The organism is Mycobacterium sp. E3339 (genome assembly GCF_001666915.1).
Classification (GTDB): Bacteria; Actinomycetota; Actinomycetes; order Mycobacteriales; family Mycobacteriaceae; genus Mycobacterium.
In genome coordinates, this window is record NZ_LZIZ01000195.1 from 46,750 (window position 1) to 66,442 (window position 19,693).

Here is a 19,693-nt window from a genome sequence, read left to right on the forward strand (position 1 = left end):
CCCATCTCTCGAGGGGAATCTAACCGCTATTGCATCAGCGGCGCGATCTCTGCGGGGTCGAAATACTCGTCGATCCGGGCGAGCCGACCGTCATCGCCGACCCTGATCACGATGCAGACCCGCATCGAGATCGATTGGCCGGCATGGCCGGTGGCGTGCAGGACGTGCTGCTGGACGAAGCCGCCCTCGAAAAAGCGCCGGTCCAGGATTTCATAGCGGCGTTCGGTGGTCGCGTTGATGAACCAGTCGATGACCCGCAACGCGCGGGCCTTGCCGTCGTCGCGGCGCGCGCCCACCCGCCAGACCGCGATGTCGTCGCTCCACATCGCCTCGACCGCCGCGAAGTCACCCTTTTCGATGGCCGCGAACAGCCGGTCGGCCGCGTCGGCGACGGTTTCCGCACTCGTCATGGCAAACGCTCCTATTCGCTGTTGTCGTAACCCGGGTGTGCGGCGGCCAGCCGGCGCCGCACCAGCGTGCGCAGGCAGGCCGTCACCTCCAAGGCCCGCCCGTCCAGCTCGCCGGCCCGGATCGCGGCGGCCAGCTCTTCCTCGTCGGCGAACCCCAGGTCGGCCAGGGCGGCGCGGGATTCGGCCTCGCTCTCGTCGAGCAGTTCGCGCTCGACGATGCGCAACGCGTTGGCCGCCACCCTGGCGTGGAAGTTGACCTGCCCGCTGGTCGCCGACCGCACGTCGGTCTCCAGGAATTCGGCCACCGCGGCCACCAGCTCGGCGGCGATCGGCCGGCCGTACGCGCCGATCATCAGGCGGCTCCTTCGAGCAGGTCGAGCAGGTCCCACTCGGTCTCGCACACGCGGCGACCGATGGTGGCCAGCTCCACCGAGCGGTGCAGACCGGTCAGATGCCGCTCGGCCTGATAGCGGCAGATGACCCCCCAGCGCAGCGTGGCCAGCACCAGCCACCAATGGAAGGCCACTCGATCCACGCTGGAACCGCTGGCCTGCTCGTAGGCGCGCAGGAAGCTCTCGATGCTGCCCAGACCGCCGGCGCCGAGACCGGCGGGAGCGCCGAAGCGCCAGGCCCGGATGCAGAACCAGGCCAGGTCGTCGTGCGGGTCGCCGCGGTGCACCAGCTCCCAGTCGAGGACGGCGGCGAGGCGGGACCCCTCGACGATCAGGTTGCCCATCCGGTAGTCGCCGTGCACCAGGACGTCCGCCGACGGTTCGGGCCGACGGGCCTCCAGCCAGCGAAACGCCCATTCGAAGGTGGCCGTGGTGTCGCCCATCGCGTCGAGCCGCTCCCGATACCGCGCGAGCGGATCCTCGTGGGCCAGCCCGGGGATGTCCGGGTCCGCGCGGTGGATGGCCGCCAGCGCCTGCGCGCATTGCCGCAGCAGCCCCGCGCGCGCCGCCTGCCCACCGGCGGCGTCGAGTTGCCGCTGGATGCGCCGGACGATGGTCTCGCCCGCGATCGCCTCGCAGATCAGAAAGGGATTGCCCAGTGCCGCAGGCGAATCGTCGGCGGTCAGGACGTGGGGGACCGGTGCGCCGGCGGCTGCGGCGGCGGCCTGGGCGCGCGCCTCGAGCTCCATGCCTGCGTGCACGTCGTCGGGTGCGCCGGTGCGCAGGATCAACGCTTGGCTCCGGTCGCCGGTGGCGGCGTCGAACGCCCAGGTGGCGCGGCTGGCGCCGCCGGTCAGGGCGCGCAGGTTGTGCACCGCGACGTCGGCGCCGAGGACCGGCGCCAGCAGCGCGGCGAGTTGTGCGGCCAGGTCGTCGGTCGGCGTCACTTGCCAAACTTAAACAGCCGCTGTGCCACCCGGCGAATCTGGATCTCCTCGGCGCCTTCGGTGATCCGGTAGCGGCGATGGTGGCGATAGATGTGCTCGAACGGCTCGTGCCGGCTGTAGCCCAGGCCACCGAAGATCTGCATGGCCCGATCGGCGGCGTCGCAGACGAGCCGGTTCGCCCGGTAGTTGGCCATCGACACCTTGTCCGAGACCTCCATGTGGTGATCGCGGTCCAGGTGCCAGGCGGCGTAGGCCACCAGCAGCCGCACCATCTGGGCTTCGGTCTGCAGTTCCGCGAGCGGCCATTGCACGGCCTGGTTGACCGACAGCGGCTTGCCGAACACGGTTCGCCTGCCGGCGTATTCGGCGGCGCGGTCGATGCAGTACTGCGCGGCGCCCAGGCTGCTCGCGGCCTGCCGAATCCTGTTCTCGTGCAGGAAGGTCTGCGCCACCTCCAGGCCGCGGTCCACCTCACCGAGGACCGCATCGGCGGGTACCCGGACGTCGGTCAACCGGACTTCGCCATGGTCGGTCGGCATGTTGAAGGTCCACCAGTAGTAGGGGACTTCGAACCCGGGCGCGTCCGTCGGCACCAGAAACGCCGTGATGCCCCGCGCCTGGCCGGGCTCACCGGAGGTGCGCGCGAAGACCAGGTCGTGGGTCGCGCGGTGCACGCCGGTGTTGAACCGCTTGGATCCGTTGATCACCCAGTCGTCGCCGTCGGGCCGCGCGTGCGTCTGAAGCCACGTCGCGTCCGAGCCGTGCTGCGGCTCCGTCAGCCCGAACGCCATGGAACGTTCCCCGGTGATCAGCGCCTCGGACCACAGCCGTCGCTGCTCGGAGGTGCCGAACCGCTCCATCATGATCACCTGCGGAAAATTCCCGACGATCGAGGACTCGTTCTGCAGGTCGTTGTGCAGCCCAAGTCCCTTGTGCGCCAGGTGTTCCCGGATGACGGCCATGTCCACATTGGTGCCGTCCCGCCCGCCCAGCGAGGCCGGCAGACCGTACCGCAGCCATCCCGCCTTGTCGGCCCGCCTGCGCATCTCGGCGAGCAACTCCTCCCATTCCCGCGTCGGGATGCCGTCGTTCTCCCAGTCGGTGCGGGCATGTTCCCGGCGCTTGTCGAAATACTGGATGTGTTCGCGCTCGAGCGGTTTGATCTCGGCCTCGATGAAGTCGTCCATCTCGGCGAGCAGGCCCGGAAGGTGTTCGGGGAGCGTGAAATCCACAGTTGTCTCCTATGTCTCCTTGCCGCTGCCGTACAGGGTTTTCTTCCAGATCGTCGAAAGGGTGGCGATGGCGTCCTCGTCGCTGATCTTGATGCCCAGGTTGGAGGGGCCGACGAACACGGTGGTGAAGTTCTCGAAGAGCAGGGCGATGGCCGCCGCGGTGTGTTTCGGGTCCAGCTCGGTTCCGTAGCCCTGCTCCTGGGCGCGGCGCACCGAGGCGGCGACGATGTCCATGCCGAAGCGCCGAAATTCGTTCTGCACGGCGGCGAAGCGCGGCTGGGTGGCGGCGAGCTGGGCCACGGCGATCATGATGCCGATGTTCTGTTTGAACATGTTCCAGTAGCCGGTGACCACCGAGGTGAAGAAGGCCTCGTCTTCCGGCGAGTCCGGCAGGTGCACGCTGAGCCCGGACGGCGTCACGACGTCGTGCAGAAAGGACTCCGCCAGCGCGGCGAGCAGGTCTTCCTTGTCGCCGAAATACCGGTAGAACACGGCGGGCGACTTGCCGGCGGCGGACGTGATGTCGGCCAGCGTGGTGCCGTGAAAGCCCCTCTCGGCGAACAGCTTTCGGGCGGCCTGCTCAATGGCCTGCCTGGTTTGGCGGCCCTTGGCGGTCAGCGTGTCCGGGGTGGGCATCAGGCCCGGATCCGGTCACCGGCGCGCAGCAGGGCGCCCGGCAGGTCATGGCCGACAACGGATCTGGCGACCTCGGCGGCGGCGATGGCGGCCTGCAGGTCGACGTCGACGCCGAAGCCGCTGTCGCGCAGCAGGTACACCAGGTCCTCGGTGGCGATGTTGCCGGTCGCGCCCGGCGCGAACGGGCAGCCGCCCAGGCCGCCGACCGAGGCGTCCAGCCTTCGCACCCCGGCGTTGACCGCGGCGTAGGCGCTGGCCAGCCCGGAGCCGCGGGTGTTGTGGAAATGGCCGCCCAGCGGCAGGTCGCCGATCACCGGACGCAGTTGGGCGATCAGCGAATTCACCCGCCCGGGGGTGGCGGTGCCGATGGTGTCGGCGATCGACAGGCGGTCGACACCGCGGTCGCGGGCGGCCGCGGCGATGTCGAGCACCCGCTGCGGGGGAGTGGGGCCTTCGAACGGTGAGTCCCACGCGGTGGCGATGATCACCTCGACGCTCACGCCGGCGTCGTGCGCGATGGCGACGATCTCGCTGATCGCCTCGGTGGCCTCCGCGCTGGTGCGCCCGACGTTGGCCTGGCTGAAGGTGTCGTCGGCGGCCACCACGTACTCGATCGAGCGCAGCCCCGCCGCCACCGCGCGCTTGGCCCCGTTCGGGCTGGCCACCAGCGCGGAGAATTCGATGTCGGGGTAGTCGTGCAGGTGCGCGGCGAGCTCGGCGGCGTCGGCCATCGACGGCACCTTCGACGGCGAGACGAACGCGGTGGCCTCGACCTCGCGCACCCCGGTCGCGGCGACCGCCGCCAGGAGTTCGAGCTTGGCCGCCAACGGGATTGGTGCCTCGATCTGCAGGCCGTCGCGCAGCGACACCTCGCGGATCACCACCGCTGTGTTCACAGCACCTCCTCGGCCCGCAACGCGTCCAGCTCTTCGGTGGTCCTGCCCAGCAGTCCGATGAATACGTCGTCGTTGTCTTGGCCCGGCCGCGCGGGCCCGGCGCTGCGGACCCGGCCCGGGGACTCGGAAAGCACCGGCACCACGCCGGGCCCCAGGACGTTTCGCCCGACCCGTTCATCGAAGTGCTCGACCAGCATGCCGCGGGCCCGCAGCTGCGGGTCGTTGACGACCTCGGCGACGGTGTTGATGGGTCCGGCGATCACGCCTGCGGCGCTGAGGGTTTCGATGATCTCACCCGGCTGGCGCTCCGCCGCCCATGCGCCGATGATCTCGTCGAGCTCGTCCTGGTTGCGGCCGCGGGCGCCGTGCGTGGCGAACCGGTCGTCGGTGACCAGCTCGGGGCGGCCCATCGCCTTGCACAGGCGGGCGAAGACGGTGTCCTGGTTGGCGGCGATCACCACCCAGGAGCCGTCGGCGCTGCGGTAGATGTTCGACGGCGCGATGCCCTCCAGCCGGGTGCCCGACGGTCCGCGCACCACGCCGCCCGCGTCGTAGTCGGGGATGGTGGATTCCTGTACCGCCAAACAGGATTCGGTCAGCGCGACGTCCACCACCTGGCCGCGCCCGGTGATGCCGCGGCGGTACAGCGCCGCCAGCGCCCCCTGGGCGCCGAACATGCCGGCCAGGGTGTCGCCGAGGGATAGCGCCAGCCGGGGCGGCGGGCCGCCGGGGAAGCCGTTGAGGTGCCGCAGCCCGCTTGCCGCCTCGGCCACCGAGGCGTAGCCGGCCTTGTGCGCGTCGGGCCCGGTCTGCCCGTAACCCGAGACCCGGACCAGGATGATGCCCGGGTTGCGGGCGCTGAGCACGTCGTAGCCCAGATCCCATTTCTCCAGCGTCCCCGGCCGGAAGTTCTCCACGACGATGTCGGACTTCGCGACCAGCTCCAGGAACAACTCGCGGCCGCGGGGCTTGCGCAGGTCGAGGGTGATCGCGCGCTTGTTGCGCGCGTGCACCGTCCAAAAGACGTGCTGCCCGTCGATTTCGGCCTGGCCCCAGGTGCGCAGCGGGTCCGGGGCGCCGGGAGGCTCGACCTTGATGACGTCGGCGCCCATGTCGCCCAGCAGCCGCCCGGCGAACGGGCCCGCGATCAGCGTGCCGAGTTCGAGCACCCGGACGCCCTCCAGCGGACCGGCTGTCACTCTTTGCTCGCGAAGTCGTGGCGGACCAGCCAGTCGGTGACGATGTCGACGGCCGCGCGCAGCTTGTCGCGCTGGTCGGGACCCGCGTAATAGTGGGTGGCGCCGGGGATTTCGTGCATTTCCTTGTCGTGGTACCCGATGGCCTCGAACAGCCGCCGGGTGTGGCTGGGTGTGCAGGCGTCGTCGGCCAGGTTACCGATCACCAGCGCCGGGACCGCGATGTCGGCCCCGCACGCCACCCCGTCGCCGCGGGCGTCGTCGTAGCTCCACTGCGAAAGCCAGCCCCGCAGCGTCGAGAAGCGGGCCAGCCCGACCGGGCTCATGTTCACCACCTGAGGATCCCCCAGGTAGCAGGTTCCCGGGGTGCGTTCGTTGGGATCGACGGTCGGGTCCAGCCAGCGCGGGTCCGCCATGGTGCCGTGCACCACGAAGCCGAACTCGTCTTCGGGCCGGCCGGCCGCCTTCAACTCGGCGAGCTTGTCCCGGACCCAGGCGGTGATGCGCCGGTTGCGCGCGATCTGCGCCTGGCGATACCGGGCCAGGAACTTCTGGCTGTACGGCGGCTGGTTGGGGTTGTCCGGGTTGTAGAGGTCCAGCTCGGGATCGCGCTTGGTGGGGTCGGATTCGTCGAGGATCGACGCGTCGAGCCATTCGGTCAGCGTGCCGTGGCGGCTGATGTGCGCGGCCAGCAGCATGATGCCGTCCGCGGCGGGCAGGTCCAGGGCGGTCAGGTCGGGACCGTCGCCGGACGGGCTGGACGTGATGGTCGGGTGCTGAGCCTGCTGTTGGTAGAACACCGACAGTGAACCGCCGCCGCTCCACCCGGCCAGCACCACCTTCGAATAGCCCAGCCGCTTCTTGGCGTCCTTGATGCACTCGCCCAGGTCCTCCACCACCTTCTCCATCAGCAGCGCCGCGTCGGTGCCGCGGAATCGGCTGTTGCAGTAGATGACGTGGTGGCCCGCCCGGGCCAGCGCGTTGATCATCGGCAGGTAGGCGCCGCCCCCGATCGGGTGCATGAACACCAGCACCGTGTCCGACGGCCTGTCCGTCGGCTTGAGCAGATAGCTCTCCAGCACGGTGATCTCGGCCAGGCCGCCGTAGACGTCGCGGACGCCGGAATTGTTCTGGAAGGCAACGAGATAGGGGATTCGTTCGTATTCGTGACGGGTCGTCATGCTCAGTGTTGTCCTAGGTCGTTCGCCAGCACCTCGGCCGACGGGGTCAGTCGCCGACGGGTGTCGACGGCGATCACTTGCCAATCGACGCGGGAGTACTCGTCGAACTTGCGCCGCGCCCGTTCCCGCGCCTTCTCCGGTGCGCCGTGGTGAACGCCTTGCGGCGCATGGGAGATCAGGCCGGGCGGCATCGGGATGCCGTAGAGCGAGCCGCCGTGGAAGAAGGCGATCTCGTCATAGTCGACGTTGCGGTGATACCACGGGGTGCGCTCGGTGCCCGGGACACCCTCCGCCGGCTTCGGCAGGAAGTTCATCACGTAGACGCCGGTGGCCTGCATGAACAGGTGCACCGTCGGTGGCAGGTGGACGCTGTCGGAGGTGACCACGTTGTAGTCGGCGATGTTGAAGGTGAACGCGAAGTTGTCACCGCGCCAACCCTCGACGTCGAGCGGATTGTGTTGGTAGAAAAGCGTTGTCGGGCCGCCCTCGTGGAGGAGCCGGACCTCGTACTCGTCGCGGCCGTCGTCCTCGACGGGGGCCGGTTCGGGGATGGTGGCCTGCGACGGGTCGAACGGGAAGTGCCGGCCCAGCGGCCCGGGCGGCGGCACCCGGAACTCGTCGGTCGCCTCGATCATGAGCAGCGTCGTCGCCTCTTTTGTTGAGGGGTCCGGCGCCTGGCGCCAGGTGCAGGCCTTGGGCAGGTAGACCCAGTCACCCTGGGAGTAGCGCAGTGGCCCGAACTCGGTTTCGAGCAGGCCCGCGCCCTGGTGCACGAAGCACAGCAGGTCGCCGTCGACATGGCGGGCGAAAAACGGCATCGGCTGGGCGCGACGGCTCAACAGGATTCGGCAGTCGGCGTTGCTGAACATCAGCAGCGGACCGCCGTTGGCGTCGGTGGCGTCGCTCGGCTTGAGCTCGCCGGCCAGCACGTCGACGGGCCGCAGCGGGCCGACGGACCGGTAGGCGGTGGGGTCGTGGCGGCGGTAGAGGTTCGCCGTGCGGCCGGTGAATCCGCCGCGGCCCAGCTCGTCGTCCTTGAGCCCGTCGAGGTCGGCGTGCAGGCGTTGGGGCGTCGTGCCTTTTCGCAAGTGAACGAACGATTCCATGGATGACCCCCGGCTCGGGCGACCTTACAAAACTGAAAGTGACATTAGTTTTTGTTTTGCGCCCGCACAAGGGTCCATGCGTCTTCGTCGACCTTTTGGGTCGCCGATCAAGCCTGACGAGTCAGTCGCGCACGCGCACCACGACCTTGCCCCTGGCGGTGCGGTTCTCCAGCGACGCGACCGCCGCGGCGGCCTCCTCGAGCGGGTACACCTCCGGATTGGGGGCGGCCAGTTGCCCGGAGCTCAACAGCTTCTCGAGCCCGGCCCACTGCTCGGCCAGCGCGTTCGGATGCGTGGCCGTCCACGCCCCCCAGCCGACGCCGACCACGTCAATGTTGTTGAGCAGCAACCGGTTCACCTTGACGGTCGGGATCTCCCCGCCGGTGAAGCCGACGACCAGCAGCCGCCCGCCCGGCGCAAGCGAGCGCAGCGAATCGGTGAACCGGTCACCGCCGACCGGGTCGAGTATCAGGTCGACGCCGCGACCGCCGGTGAGTTCCTTGACCGCGTCCTTGAACCCGTCGGCCAGCACCACGTCGGTGGCGCCGGCGGCGGTCGCGACGTCGGCCTTCCCCTCGGTGCTGACGACCGCGATGGTGCGCGAGGCCCCGAGCAGCGAGGCCAGCCGCAGCGTCGACGTGCCGATACCCCCGGCGGCGCCGTGCACCAGGACGGTCTCGCCCTGGGCGAGCCGGCCGCGCACTGTCAGGGCGAAATACACGGTCAGGTCGTTGAACAGGAGTCCGGCGCCGGCCTCGAAGCTCACGTTGTCGGGTAGCTTGAACACCCGGTCGGGCGCCAGGATCGCGACTTCGGCCATGCCGCCGGACAGCATCGTCAGCCCGACGACCCGGTCGCCGGTCCGCACGTGCGCGTCGGCCGGCGCCGAGCGGACCACACCGGCGATCTCCGCGCCCAGCACGAACGGCGGCTCGGGGCGGTACTGATACAGGCCCCGGGTCAGCAACGCGTCGGGGAAGGCGGCACCGGCGGCGTGCACCTCGACGACGACGCCGTCACCCGACGGTTCGTCGACCTCCGCCACCTCGATCGCGTCCGGACCGTCCAACCGAGTCACCCGTGCAGCGCGCATGGTCGCAGAGCCTACTGCCGACTCAGAATCCGCCCGCGACCCGCACCACCGCCCGACCGGTGAACTTGCCGGCGCGCACCTGATCGAGCACGTCGACCACGTCCTTGACGTCGACGTCGCTGGTGAGCGAGTCGAGATGGCGCGGCCGCAACGAATCGCCCAGCAGCGCCCACAGTTTGCGGCGCCGCCCGATCGGCATCTGCACCGAATCCATCCCCAGCAGCGCGACGCCGCGCAGGATGAACGGCATCACGGTGGTGCGTAACGCCGGACCGCCGGTCAGCCCGCTGGCGGCGACCGCCCCGCCGTAGTCGACGGCGCTGAGCACGTCGGCCAGCGTCGCACCGCCCACGCAATCCACCGCGGCCGCCCAACGCGCCTTGGCCAACGGCCGCGGCTTGGCGTCGGGATCCTCCGGCAACCGGCCGATAACCTCCGCCGCGCCAAGCTCTTTCTGCAGCCCGGCCGCCGCCTCCTTGCCGGTCGAGGCGACCACAGAAAAGCCCTTGGCGGCCAGCAGGTCCACGCTGATCGAGCCGACGCCCCCGGAGGCGCCGGTGACCACGACGGACCCGGCGCCGGGCTCAACGCCCCAGTCGATCAGCGCCTGCACGCTCATCGCGGCGGTGAAGCCGGCGGTCCCGATCGCGGCGCCCTCGCGCGGGGTCAACGGGCCGAGCGCGACGACCTGGTCGGCGGGCAGCCGCGCGAATTCGGCGTAGCCGCCGTGGTGGCCGGTGCCGATCTGGTAGCCGTGCGCAAGCACCGTGTCACCGACGGCGAAGTCGGGTGAACTCGACTCGACGACCTCGCCGGCCAGATCGATGCCCGGCACGACGGGGTAGCTGCGCACCACGCCGCCGCCCGGGGTCACGGCCAGCGCGTCCTTGTAGTTGACGCTCGAATAGAGCACCCGGATCGTGACCTCACCGGGTGGCAGGTCGGAGTGGCTCAAAGTCTCGACCGACGCGGTAATCCGGTCGCCATCTTCGCGAGCGACGAGCGCTTGAAACGTGTCCATGCCTCGACGCTAACCTCGCCGTATGGATTCCTTTCCACTCGGTCGCTTTTCGGTCTCCCGGGTGGGCTTCGGCGCGATGCAGCTGCCGGGCCCCAATGTCTTCGGCCCGCCCCGGGACCGCGATGAGGCGTTGGCCGTCCTGCGGCGGGCCGTCGAGCTCGGCGTCGACCACATCGACACCGCCCAGTTCTACGGACCCGACGTCGCCAACGAGCTCATCCGCGAGGCGCTCCACCCCTACCCGGAGAACCTGGCGCTGGTGAGCAAGGTCGGCGGCCGGCGCGACGACAAGGGCGCCTGGCTGCCGGTCGACGAGCCCGCCGACTTACGCCGCGACATCGAGACCAACCTGCGCACCCTCGGCGTCGACCAGCTAGCCGCGGTCAACCTGCGCGTGTTCGAAAGCGGCGAGCCCGATCGGCTGTTCGACGACCAGCTCTCGGTCATGATCGAAGCCCGCGACGCGGGGCTGATCGGCGGGATCGGGCTGAGCAACGTCAACCGCGATCACCTGCTGCGCGCCTTGGAGCGCACCGAAATCGCCTGTGTGCAAAACGCATTCAACCTTCTCGATCGGGAATCGGCGCCCCTGCTCGACGAGTGCACCGCCCGCGGGATCGCGTTCGTGCCGTTTTTCCCGCTGGGGGCCGCGTTCGTCCAGCCGAACCCGGTGCTGACGCACCCGCTGGTGGCCGACACGGCCGAGCGGCTCGGCCGTACGCCGGCGCAGGTCGCGCTGGCGTGGACGTTGAGCGTGGCGCCCAACGTGCTGCTGATCCCCGGCACCTCGTCGGTGCGGCACCTGGAGGAGAACATGGACGTCGCCTCGATCGAACTCGACGACGAGGTCCGTCAGCAACTGGACGCCCTCGCCGGGTAGTCACACCGAACGTGCACTCAGGGCGGGAAATTGGCCGACTGGCCGCCGTGGTTGCACGTTCGGCGAACCGAGCTACTTGAGCTCGGCCGACGACAGGCCCAGCAAGCGGCGGGCGACCACCAACTGCTGGATCTGCTGGGTGCCCTCGAAGATGTCCAGGATCTTGGAGTCGCGCGCCCACTTCTCCAGCATCGACTGCTCGGAATAGCCTGCGGTACCGGCCAATTCGACGGTCTTGAGGGTGACGTCGCTGGCCATCCGGCCGGCCTTGGCCTTGCTCATCGACGCCTCTTTGGAGTTGGGGATCTTGTTGTCGGCCTGCCACGCCGCCCGCAGGGCGAGCAGGTAGGCGGCCTCCCAGTCGGCTTCCATCCGCAAAAACTCGGCCGCCGCGGCGCTCTGCGCGTGCGACGGTTTGTCGTAGGAGATGTCCACGCCCGCCTCGGTGAGGATCTTGCGGATTTCCTCGAGGGCGGCTCGGGCGACGCCGATGGCCATGGCCGCCACGATCGGCCGGGTGTTGTCGAAGGTCTCCATCACACCCGAAAAGCCCTTGCCGACTTCGATTTCGGGGTTGCCGAGCAGGTTCTCCTTGGGGATGCGCACGTTGTCGAAGCGGATCGCCGCGGTGTCGGAGCCCTTGATGCCGAGCTTGCGTTCGAGCCGCTCGACCGTCACGCCGGGGTGCTCGCGCGGCACGATGAACGACTTGATGGCCGCGCGCCCCTGCGACTTGTCCAGCGTGGCCCACACCACGATGTGGGTGGCGCGCGAACCGGCGGTGACATAGATCTTCTCGCCGTTGATCACGTACTCGTCGCCGTCCAGCTTGGCGGTGGTCGACACCGCCGCCGAGTCGGAGCCGAACCCCGGCTCGGTGATGGCCATCGCCGCCCACACCTTGCCCAGGCGTTCCAGCTGTTCCTGTGTCGCGACGGCGGAGATAGCCGCGTTGCCCAGGCCCTGGTAGGGCACCGACAACATCATCGCGACGTCACCCCAGCAGGCCTCGAGGGTCTGCAGCAGCGCCGCCATGTTGGCGCCGTTGTGGTTTTGGTCCCGGTCCTTGTTCTCGTCGCCCAGGTTGTCGGCCCCGGCGAATTCGATGGATTCCGAGGCGCCCGCGAACAGGTTGTAGAGCGTGTCGAGTTCGACCGGGTAGGCGTGTTCGGCGAGGTCGTACTTGCGGGCGATCGGCCGCATCAGCTCCGCGGCGCCCTGGTGGGTCTTGACGGCCACCGCTTGCAGCTTGCGGGGTAGTTCCAGATTGATTGCCATGGTTGGTCTTTCGGTAGTCCGGATGACGACTTAGATGACGACGACGCCCTCGGCCACGCCGATGGCCCGCAGGTCGCGGTACCAGCGCTCGACCGGGTGCTCTTTGGTGAAGCCGTGGCCGCCGAGCAGCTGGACGCCGTCCAGGCCGATCTGCATGCCCTTGTCGGCGCCCAGCCGCTTGGCCAGCGCCGCCTCGCGGAGGAAGGGCAGGCCCTGCTCGGCGCGGGCCGCGCCGCGCCAGGTGATCAAGCGCAGGCCGTCCAGCTCGATGGCGATGTTGGCGCACATGAACGCGACCGCCTGGCGATGGGCGATCGGCTCACCGAAGGCCTCGCGCTCCTTCACGTAGGGCACGACGTAGTCGAGCACCGCGTGCGAGGTGCCGACCGCCAGCGCCGCCCAGCCCAGCCGGGCCAGCGCGATCGCCTCCGAATAGTCGGCGTCGGTGGCCTCGTCCTCGCCGAGGCGGGCGCTCAGCGGCACCGTTACCCCGGAGAGCTCCACCTGGCCCAGGGCCGCCGCGCGGATGCCCATACTCGGATCCGCCTTGACGGCAAGGCCTTTGGTCGACGACTCCACGACGAACAAAGCCGGCTTGCCGTTCAGCTGCGCGCCGATGATGAACAGTTCGGCGTCGGCCGCCGCCGGAACCAACGACTTCACGCCGTCGAGGCGGTAGCCGCTCGGTGTGCGCACCGCGGTCGTTTTCAGCATGGTGGGGTCGAACAGCGGTTGCGGCTCGGCGATGGCGACGCAGGCCTGCGGAACGTTCTCGCCGGCGAACTCGTGCAGATAGGTGGCCTGCTGGTCCGCGCTGCCCCAATGGGTCAACGCGGCGGCCACACCGCCGGGGGCCAGGATCGGCAGGGCCAGACCCATGTCGCCGTAGGCGAGCGCCTCGGCCGCCAGCACGTTGGTCACGCTGGAGCGGTGGGCGGCGATGCCGTCGAAGTCCTCGGGGATGTTGATCGCGGTGATGCCCAGCTCCGCGGCTTTGGCGATCAGGTCGGCGGGGTAGGTCGCGGCCTCGTCGGCCTCGGGCGCCGCCGGCCGCAGCACCTCGTCGGCGAACTCGGTGAGGGTCTCGACGATCAGCTTTTGGTCGTCGTCGGGCGTCAGGTCGAAGTAGTCCTTGCCGCTCGACTTCAGGCGGGTCGGTCCGCTGCGCAGGTTCTGCACGCGCTTGAACTGCCGGGAGGCGGCGGCCGCGGTGGAGAATACGGTCTTCGTGCCGTACTGGAGCCCCCGGTTGACCGGGTCGCGCAGGCGGTATTTGTCGAGGAACTCCTGGCCCATGAGCGGGGTGAGCAGCGCGATGGCGATGTCGACGCCGGTGCGCTTGTGGTGTTGTAACCCGACCGCGCTCTCGTGGTCTTTCCGTTTGCGACCGGAGCGGGCGGATTTCGAAGTCTTTGTTGAACCGGAACGACTGTCGGTCATCTGGGCGCCTCTGTTGTTGGGGCAGTGCGGATAGGCCTATCTTACTCCGGAGTAAGATCACAGAGAACACTTGTTAACTAATTCACAGCGCCGGTATCCAGGCTGCGCAGCACGTGGGCATGCAGCGGCCCGTTCGTCGCCACGGCGCTGCCGCGGTGCGGTCCCGGCACGCCGTCCAGGCCGGTCATCGTCCCGCCCGCCTCGCGGACCAGGATGTCGAGCGCGGCGAGGTCCCAGACCGAAACCTCGGGTTCGGCGGCGATGTCGACCGCCCCTTCGGCCACCAGGCAATAGGAGAGGAAGTCGCCGAAGGCGCGCACCCGCCAGACGGCGTCGGTCAGCGCGATGAAGCGGTCCCGCAGACCGCGGTCCGCCCAGCCGGACAGGCTGGAAAACGACAGACTGGCCGAATCAAGTTGCGCCACTGAGGAAACCGATAACCGCCGCGGCGCCGCGCCGTCGACGCTGGCGAAGGCGCCCCGGCCGCGTGCGGCCCACCAACGCCGCTGCAGCGCCGGGGCGCTGACGACGCCGACGGCGGGCACACCGTCTTCGAGCAGCGCGATCAAGCTGGCCCACACCGGCACGCCCCGCACGAAGTTCTTCGTGCCGTCGATGGGGTCGATGATCCACTGCCGTCCGGTGAAAGCGGTGGTCCCGCCGAACTCCTCGCCGACGACGCTGTCGTGCGGTCGTTCGCGGCCCAGCGCCTCGCGCAGCTCGGTCTCCACCCCGCGATCGGCGTCGGTGACCGGGGTCAGGTCGGGTTTGGTGTCAACGCGCAGGTCGAGGGCGCCGAAGCGGGCCGACGTCAGCGCGTCCGCGCGGTCGGCCAGCGCGAGCGCCAATGTCAGATCGTCCCGACTCATGACGCAGTCCTATCACGGCTCTACCATGGCGGCGTGTGGGAATTCGGAGTCCTGATCCTGCTGCTGGCCGTGTTGGCGGTCGCCCTCGCTCAGCGGTTCGGGCCGCGCGGCCCCCGCGGCGAGCTGCTGAACGGCACGCTGCTGGTGACCGGCGTAAGCCCGCGGCCCGAGGCCACCGGTGAGCAGTTCGTCACCATCGCCGGTGTGATCAACGGGCCCACCGTCAGTGAGCACGCCGTGTATCAGCGCATGGCGGTCGATGCCGACAACTGGCCGACCATGGGCCAGTTGTTCCCGGTCGTGTATTCGCCGAAGAATCCGGACAACTGGAGGTTCGCGCCCTCCGAGCCGCCGCCGGCGTAGCGCCCGTCAGCCGGCCGCGGGCGGGCGTGCCATCACCGTGATCCGCACGCCGTAGCGCGGGACCACCATCGCGGCCCGCGAGACTCGCATCCCCGGTAGCCCGGGCACGCCGGCCGTCGTTCGCGCCAGCGCCTCAGTCGGCGCGGCGGACAAGCCACCGACCGGCAACTCCGGCAACCCCGAAGCGGGGTTGCCGGTCGCGGACGCCCAGCCGGCGGGCACCGACATCGCCCCGATCCTTCCGGCGCCGGCGAACACCGCCTGAACGCCGCCGCCCGGGCCCGACGCGGCACCGCTCAGCGCGGGCGCAGCGGGCATTCCGGCCGGAGCCGCCCCGAGGTTCGGCAAAATGCCTAAGTTCTTGTCGGCCTGGATGATTCCCGCGGGAAACCCTTCCGAATTGAGCAGCGCGTTGAATGTGGTCTGGACGCCCTGGATGGTGTCGAGTATCCGGAAAAGTTGCGACGACGAGCCGGGCGCCGCGGGGGTCACCACCTGCGAGCCCGTGCCCGAGTTCGAGGCGCCGGCGGCGGCTTGCGCGACGGCCGCCTGCTGGGCCGGCACCCCACCCGGGTCGGTGGTTTGGCGCGGAGAGGAGAAGGGCGAAAACTGCACCGCCGCGGCCGAACTGGCGCAGTAGCTGTACATCGCGGCGGCGTCCTGAGCCCAATACTCGGCGTATTGCGCCTCGGTGGCGGCGATCGCGGCGGTGTTCTGTCCGAAGAAGTTCGTCGCTATCAGCATTGCCAATTGGCTGCGGTTGGCGGCGACCGCGGGTGGCGGCACCGTCATGGCATGCGCCAGCTCGTAGGCCGCCGCGGCCGCCCGGGCGTGCGTCGCCGCCTGCTGAGCCCGCTCGGCGGTGGAATACAGCCAAGCCACATAGGGCGCCGCGCTGGCCGCCATGGCCTGGGAGGCGGGCCCGTACCAGTGCAACCCCGTCAGCCCGGACAGCACCGACTCGTAGACGGCGGCCGTGATGCTCAACTCCGCCGACAGCGAGTCCCAGCTACCGGCGGCGGCCAGCAACGAGCCGGACCCCGGGCCGGCGTACATCCGGCCGGAGTTCACCTCTGGTGGCAGGAGGCCGAAATCCATTGTGTGACAGCCCTATGAGCGCGTACAACGAAGCTGCGTGCGGCGAACGGTTCGTTCTATCTCCGACGGCAGTTGGCGGATCGGCGGCACGTCAGCCGGCGGCCGGCGGGCGGGGGATCACGGTGAGCCGCATCCCGTAGCGGGGCGGTGCGCCCACGCCGACGGAGCGCGCGGCGCCGCTGCCCGGCATGCCCGGATAACCGGGGTACCCGGACGCCACCGGCTCCTCGGTGCCGGGCAGCGTGGTGAAGCCGGCGGGCGATAGCGGCGAGATATGGGTGCTCGTCGGTGCCGACCAGCTTGCGGGCACCGACATCGGCCCGATCGAGCCGGCGTGCGAGAGCGTCGCGGTGATGTTGCCCAGGCCTCCGCCCAGGCCCGCCGTGGCGCCGCGAAGCGCGGGCGCCGCGATGGCGGGGGCGAGATTGGCGGCCGCCGCCCCGGGCTTGGCGAGGATGCCCAGATTGTTCTCGGCCCCAATGATTCCCGATACGAACTGCTCCATGTTGTAGGGAGCGCTGAAGCCGACGCCCGTGCCCTGAATGAGGTCGAGGACCCGGAAGGCGTTGTTATTGTTGGCGGCCGCCAGCGGCGCGGCGCCGACTCCCGATTGCGGGTCCGGCGCCGAAAGTTGGCCGGTTTGCGGTGAGAACGACTGCGCCACAGCCTTGTTGGCGGCCGTCCTGGCGCCGGCCGTGGCCACCGCGGTGTTCTGGGCGCCCACCCCGGACTCGTTGGTGGATTTGCTCGCGGCGGTGAACTTCGGCAACCGCGTCGCCGCCGCCGAGGAGGCGGCGTACCCCGACATCGCGGCGGTGTCCTGAGCCCAGAAATCGGCGTATTGCGCCTCGACGGCCGCGATGGCGGCGGTGTTCTGACCCACGATGTTCGTCGCCACCAGCGACGCCAGCAGGGTGCGGTTGGCGGCGACCACCGGGGGCGGCACCGTCATCGCGTACGCCTGCTCGTACGCCGCCACGGCCGTTCGCGCCTGCATGGCCGTTTGTTGCGTCTGCTCGGCGGTCGCCTGCAACCACGCCAGGTAGCGGGCGGCCGCGAACGCCATCGCGTCGGCCGCCGAGCCGCGCCACTGCAGGCCCAGGCTCAAGAGCACCGATTCGTACGACGCGGCGGTGGAGGCCAACTCGGCCGACAACGCGTCCCAACTTCCCGCGGCGGCCAACAACGAGGCCGGCCCGGGTCCGGCGTACATCCGGGCGGAATTGATTTCCGGTGGAAGAAAAGCCCAATCCATGATGTCCCATCCCTGTGAAGGCAAACGTGAATAACGCCGGGGCTGAACGCATCGGCGTTGTTTGGCAAAAAATCTGTTGGCCGCTTCCACACCGCCTTGCCGGTCGGCAAAGCTCACCCCGGGTGACTGGGCGGCCGAGCGCGAGCGCTCACGTGCTGTCTAGCGGGCAGCGTGGCGCTTATCGAGGTGGCGGACCGTGCGCACAGGGCATCGCAATGGATCCTTCGATGTTCGGGCAATTCAAAGGTCGCAGGCGCGGACGGCGCTTGCGGGGTTTTGCGGCTATTCCGGCGCCGGCCAGGCAGAATTAAGGGCTAGTTTCCCTTTAGTTCATCTTCTGTTAACCACGCTTGCGTGCCCCGATGCCGGCAGAAAGAACACGAAACCCGCTGCGGGACTGGCTACTTCGCCCCTGTGCGACCGGTTGCGGTGCGCGTTGTTGGGCACGTGTCAAGCACCACCCAGGGGCGCTCAGCCGTGGCTGATCCGCAGCAGCTCTTGCAGGTTGGGCAGCTTGACCCGCGGCCGCCCGTGCGGCTCACCGGCGGCCCGCTCATGGCGGTCGATGATCTCCCAGTGCTCGGAGGTGACCAGCTTGGGCTGGCGTGCGGCCAGCCAGTTGGCCAGCTGGTCGGCGTGGTCGTCGGGGAAATCCGCCAACTCGCCCCGCGCGCGTTCCAAGTCGGCGAGCAGGGTGTCGACGGTGTCCTGGGAGTCCTTCTTATTGGTGCCGATGACGCCGGTCGGGCCGCGCTTGATCCATCCGGCGACGTATTCGTTGCGGCTGCCCTCCACCCGCCCGGCGGCGTTGGGGATGGTCGCGGTCTTCTCGTCGAACGGCAGCCCCGGCGTGGGCATGCCGCGGTAGCCGACCGACCGCACGACGAGCTGAACCGGCAGCTCCTCGCGCTCGCCGGTGTCCTTGGCCGAGACCCGGCCGCCCTCGTCGGTGACCAGCTCGTTGCGGCCCAGCACGATGCTCTCCACCTTGCCGTCACCCTTGATCTCGATCGGAGAGGTCATGAACCGGAACACGATTCGACGGTGGTCGGGCCGCGGGGCGCGCCCGGCGTAACCGCGCAACACCTTGATGTTCAGCTTCGTCGTCTTGTCCGCGGCGGCCTCATCCTCCTCGGTGATGCCCTCCAGCTGCGCCGGATCGACGATCACGTCGACCCCTTCCAGGTCCGCCAGCTCACGCAACTCCAGCGTGGTGAACGCGGTCTGCAGCGGCCCCCGCCGCCCGATGATGACCACCTCCTCCACGCCACACGGCCGCAGCGAGTCCAGGGCATGGTCGGCTATGTCGGTGCGTGCGAGCACATCGGGATCGGTCACCAGGATGCGGGCGACATCGAGGGCGACGTTGCCGTTGCCGACCACGACCGCGCGGGCGCCCGACAGGTCGGGGCCGGGCTCTTGGAAGTGCGGGTGCGCGTTGTACCAGCCCACGAATTCGACGGCGGCCATGCTGCCGGGCAGGTCCTCGCCGGGAATGCTCAACGACCGGTCGGATTGCGCCCCGATGGCATAAATCACCGCGTCATAGCGGTCGGACAGCTCCCCGGGGTGCACGTGTTCGCCGACCACCACGTTGCCGAAGAAGCGGAAGCGCGGATCTTCGGCGGTTTTTTCGAACTGCTTGCTGATCGACTTGATCTTGGGGTGGTCGGGCGCGACGCCGGAGCGCACCAGCCCCCACGGGGTGGGCAGCATTTCCAGCATGTCGACGGCGACATCGATCCCTTCGGCCGCGTCGGCCGCCTTGAGCAGGGATGACGCGGCGAAGAATCCCGACGGTCCGGAGCCGACGATTGCAACGTGGTATGGGCGCATACTCGACCTTCTATTCGTGCCCGGTTAGCGCGCGGTGGGCTGCGGGCGCGCGGCGCGGGGTGCACATGACCGTGACTCGATGCTAAACGCATGACCGCTGGTCGTGGCCCGGGCACTCGCCGGGAGCCGGGGTCCCCGGTGGGTCCCGGTAACGTGGTCCGCTGTGGAACCCGACCGTCAAGCCGATATCGCCGCCCTTGACTCCACCCTGACCACGGTGGAGCGGGTGCTCGATGTGGACGGTTTGCGCAGCCGCATCGAGAAGCTCGAACACGAGGCGTCGGATCCCAAGTTGTGGGATGACCAGAGCAACGCGCAGCGGGTGACCAGCCAGTTGTCCCACGCGCAGGGGGAGCTGCGCCGCATCGAAGAGCTGCGGCAGCGGCTCGACGACCTCCCGGTGCTCTACGAGCTGGCGGCGGAGGAGGGCGAAGACGCTGCCAGCAGGGGTGAAGCGCTGGCCGAGGCGGACGCCGAGCTGAAGGCGCTGCGCGCGGATATAGAGGCCACCGAGGTGCGCACGCTGCTCTCGGGTGAGTACGACGAGCGCGAGGCGTTGGTCAC

The 19,693-nt window shown here is 69.5% G+C and carries 20 protein-coding genes; 3 read left to right on the plus strand and 17 right to left on the minus strand.

The features are described from left to right. Window positions 1-26: 26 nt before the first annotated feature. The 11 genes from A5702_RS18120 to A5702_RS18170 form a co-directional block, all read right to left on the minus strand. The gene (locus A5702_RS18120; RefSeq protein WP_068222383.1) at window positions 27-410 is read right to left on the minus strand and encodes a nuclear transport factor 2 family protein; all 384 of its coding nucleotides are present in this window, start codon (window positions 408-410) and stop codon (window positions 27-29) included. A gap of 11 nt (window positions 411-421) precedes the next feature. Continuing rightward, a complete protein-coding gene (locus A5702_RS18125; protein ID WP_055402998.1) occupies window positions 422-763 on the minus strand; it encodes a DUF6285 domain-containing protein in 342 nt (113 codons plus the stop codon). Next, the gene (locus tag A5702_RS18130; RefSeq protein WP_068222386.1) at window positions 763-1,749 is read right to left on the minus strand and encodes a phosphotransferase family protein; all 987 of its coding nucleotides are present in this window, start codon (window positions 1,747-1,749) and stop codon (window positions 763-765) included. The genes A5702_RS18125 and A5702_RS18130 overlap by 1 nt, the downstream gene beginning before the upstream one ends. Next, on the minus strand, window positions 1,746-2,981 hold the full coding sequence (locus A5702_RS18135; RefSeq protein WP_068222389.1) for an acyl-CoA dehydrogenase family protein: 1,236 nt from the start codon (window positions 2,979-2,981) through the stop codon (window positions 1,746-1,748). Before A5702_RS18135 ends, A5702_RS18130 begins: the two co-directional genes overlap by 4 nt. A gap of 9 nt (window positions 2,982-2,990) precedes the next feature. Next, on the minus strand, window positions 2,991-3,617 hold the full coding sequence (locus A5702_RS18140; RefSeq protein WP_082459840.1) for a TetR/AcrR family transcriptional regulator: 627 nt from the start codon (window positions 3,615-3,617) through the stop codon (window positions 2,991-2,993). Further along, window positions 3,617-4,513, minus strand: a complete 897-nt coding sequence (locus A5702_RS18145) for a hydroxymethylglutaryl-CoA lyase (protein ID WP_068222392.1) — start codon at window positions 4,511-4,513, stop codon at window positions 3,617-3,619. The genes A5702_RS18140 and A5702_RS18145 overlap by 1 nt, the downstream gene beginning before the upstream one ends. Further along, window positions 4,510-5,712 (minus strand): CaiB/BaiF CoA-transferase family protein, encoded by a 1,203-nt coding sequence (locus A5702_RS18150; protein WP_068222395.1) that lies wholly within the window; start codon window positions 5,710-5,712, stop codon window positions 4,510-4,512. Before A5702_RS18150 ends, A5702_RS18145 begins: the two co-directional genes overlap by 4 nt. Continuing rightward, window positions 5,709-6,890 carry an alpha/beta fold hydrolase gene (locus A5702_RS18155; RefSeq protein ID WP_068222397.1) on the minus strand — a complete coding sequence of 394 codons (1,182 nt, stop codon included), beginning with the start codon at window positions 6,888-6,890 and terminating at the stop codon, window positions 5,709-5,711. Before A5702_RS18155 ends, A5702_RS18150 begins: the two co-directional genes overlap by 4 nt. Window positions 6,891-6,892: 2 nt before the next feature. Continuing rightward, window positions 6,893-7,996, minus strand: a complete 1,104-nt coding sequence (locus tag A5702_RS18160) for a homogentisate 1,2-dioxygenase (protein WP_068222398.1) — start codon at window positions 7,994-7,996, stop codon at window positions 6,893-6,895. A 121-nt stretch (window positions 7,997-8,117) separates the two neighbouring features. Then, entirely contained in the window at window positions 8,118-9,089 is a 972-nt protein-coding gene (locus A5702_RS18165) for an NADPH:quinone oxidoreductase family protein (protein ID WP_068222400.1), read from the minus strand. Window positions 9,090-9,111: 22 nt separating this feature from the next. Further along, window positions 9,112-10,110, minus strand: coding sequence for an acryloyl-CoA reductase (locus A5702_RS18170; protein ID WP_055403017.1), 999 nt, complete (start codon window positions 10,108-10,110; stop codon window positions 9,112-9,114). A 22-nt stretch (window positions 10,111-10,132) separates the two neighbouring features. Between A5702_RS18170 and A5702_RS18175 the strand changes: the two genes are divergently transcribed. Then, the gene (locus tag A5702_RS18175; RefSeq protein WP_068222402.1) at window positions 10,133-10,990 is read left to right on the plus strand and encodes an oxidoreductase; all 858 of its coding nucleotides are present in this window, start codon (window positions 10,133-10,135) and stop codon (window positions 10,988-10,990) included. Between the two features lie 72 nt (window positions 10,991-11,062). Here the strand turns inward: A5702_RS18175 and A5702_RS18180 are convergent, their stop codons facing one another. The 3 genes from A5702_RS18180 to hisN form a co-directional block, all read right to left on the minus strand. After that, window positions 11,063-12,268 carry an acyl-CoA dehydrogenase family protein gene (locus tag A5702_RS18180; RefSeq protein WP_068222403.1) on the minus strand — a complete coding sequence of 402 codons (1,206 nt, stop codon included), beginning with the start codon at window positions 12,266-12,268 and terminating at the stop codon, window positions 11,063-11,065. Between the two features lie 30 nt (window positions 12,269-12,298). Beyond that, a complete protein-coding gene (locus A5702_RS18185; protein WP_068222406.1) occupies window positions 12,299-13,708 on the minus strand; it encodes an acyl-CoA dehydrogenase family protein in 1,410 nt (469 codons plus the stop codon). Window positions 13,709-13,785: 77 nt separating this feature from the next. Continuing rightward, window positions 13,786-14,577 (minus strand): histidinol-phosphatase, encoded by a 792-nt coding sequence (gene hisN, locus A5702_RS18190; protein WP_068222409.1) that lies wholly within the window; start codon window positions 14,575-14,577, stop codon window positions 13,786-13,788. 33 nt (window positions 14,578-14,610) lie between these two features. Between hisN and A5702_RS18195 the strand changes: the two genes are divergently transcribed. Continuing rightward, entirely contained in the window at window positions 14,611-14,940 is a 330-nt protein-coding gene (locus A5702_RS18195; protein ID WP_067818520.1) for a hypothetical protein, read from the plus strand. 6 nt (window positions 14,941-14,946) lie between these two features. Here A5702_RS18195 and A5702_RS18200 read toward each other — a convergent pair whose 3' ends face one another. The 3 genes from A5702_RS18200 to A5702_RS18210 form a co-directional block, all read right to left on the minus strand. After that, window positions 14,947-16,038, minus strand: coding sequence for a PPE family protein (locus A5702_RS18200; RefSeq protein WP_068222412.1), 1,092 nt, complete (start codon window positions 16,036-16,038; stop codon window positions 14,947-14,949). Window positions 16,039-16,129: 91 nt separating this feature from the next. After that, window positions 16,130-17,293: a PPE family protein gene (locus A5702_RS18205; RefSeq protein ID WP_068222415.1), complete on the minus strand. Its 1,164-nt coding sequence runs from the start codon at window positions 17,291-17,293 to the stop codon at window positions 16,130-16,132. Between the two features lie 471 nt (window positions 17,294-17,764). Then, window positions 17,765-19,129, minus strand: coding sequence for an FAD-dependent oxidoreductase (locus A5702_RS18210; protein WP_068222418.1), 1,365 nt, complete (start codon window positions 19,127-19,129; stop codon window positions 17,765-17,767). Between the two features lie 163 nt (window positions 19,130-19,292). Between A5702_RS18210 and A5702_RS18215 the strand changes: the two genes are divergently transcribed. Further along, a partial coding sequence (locus tag A5702_RS18215; protein ID WP_156669669.1) for a PCRF domain-containing protein occupies window positions 19,293-19,693 on the plus strand: 401 nt, incomplete at its 3' end.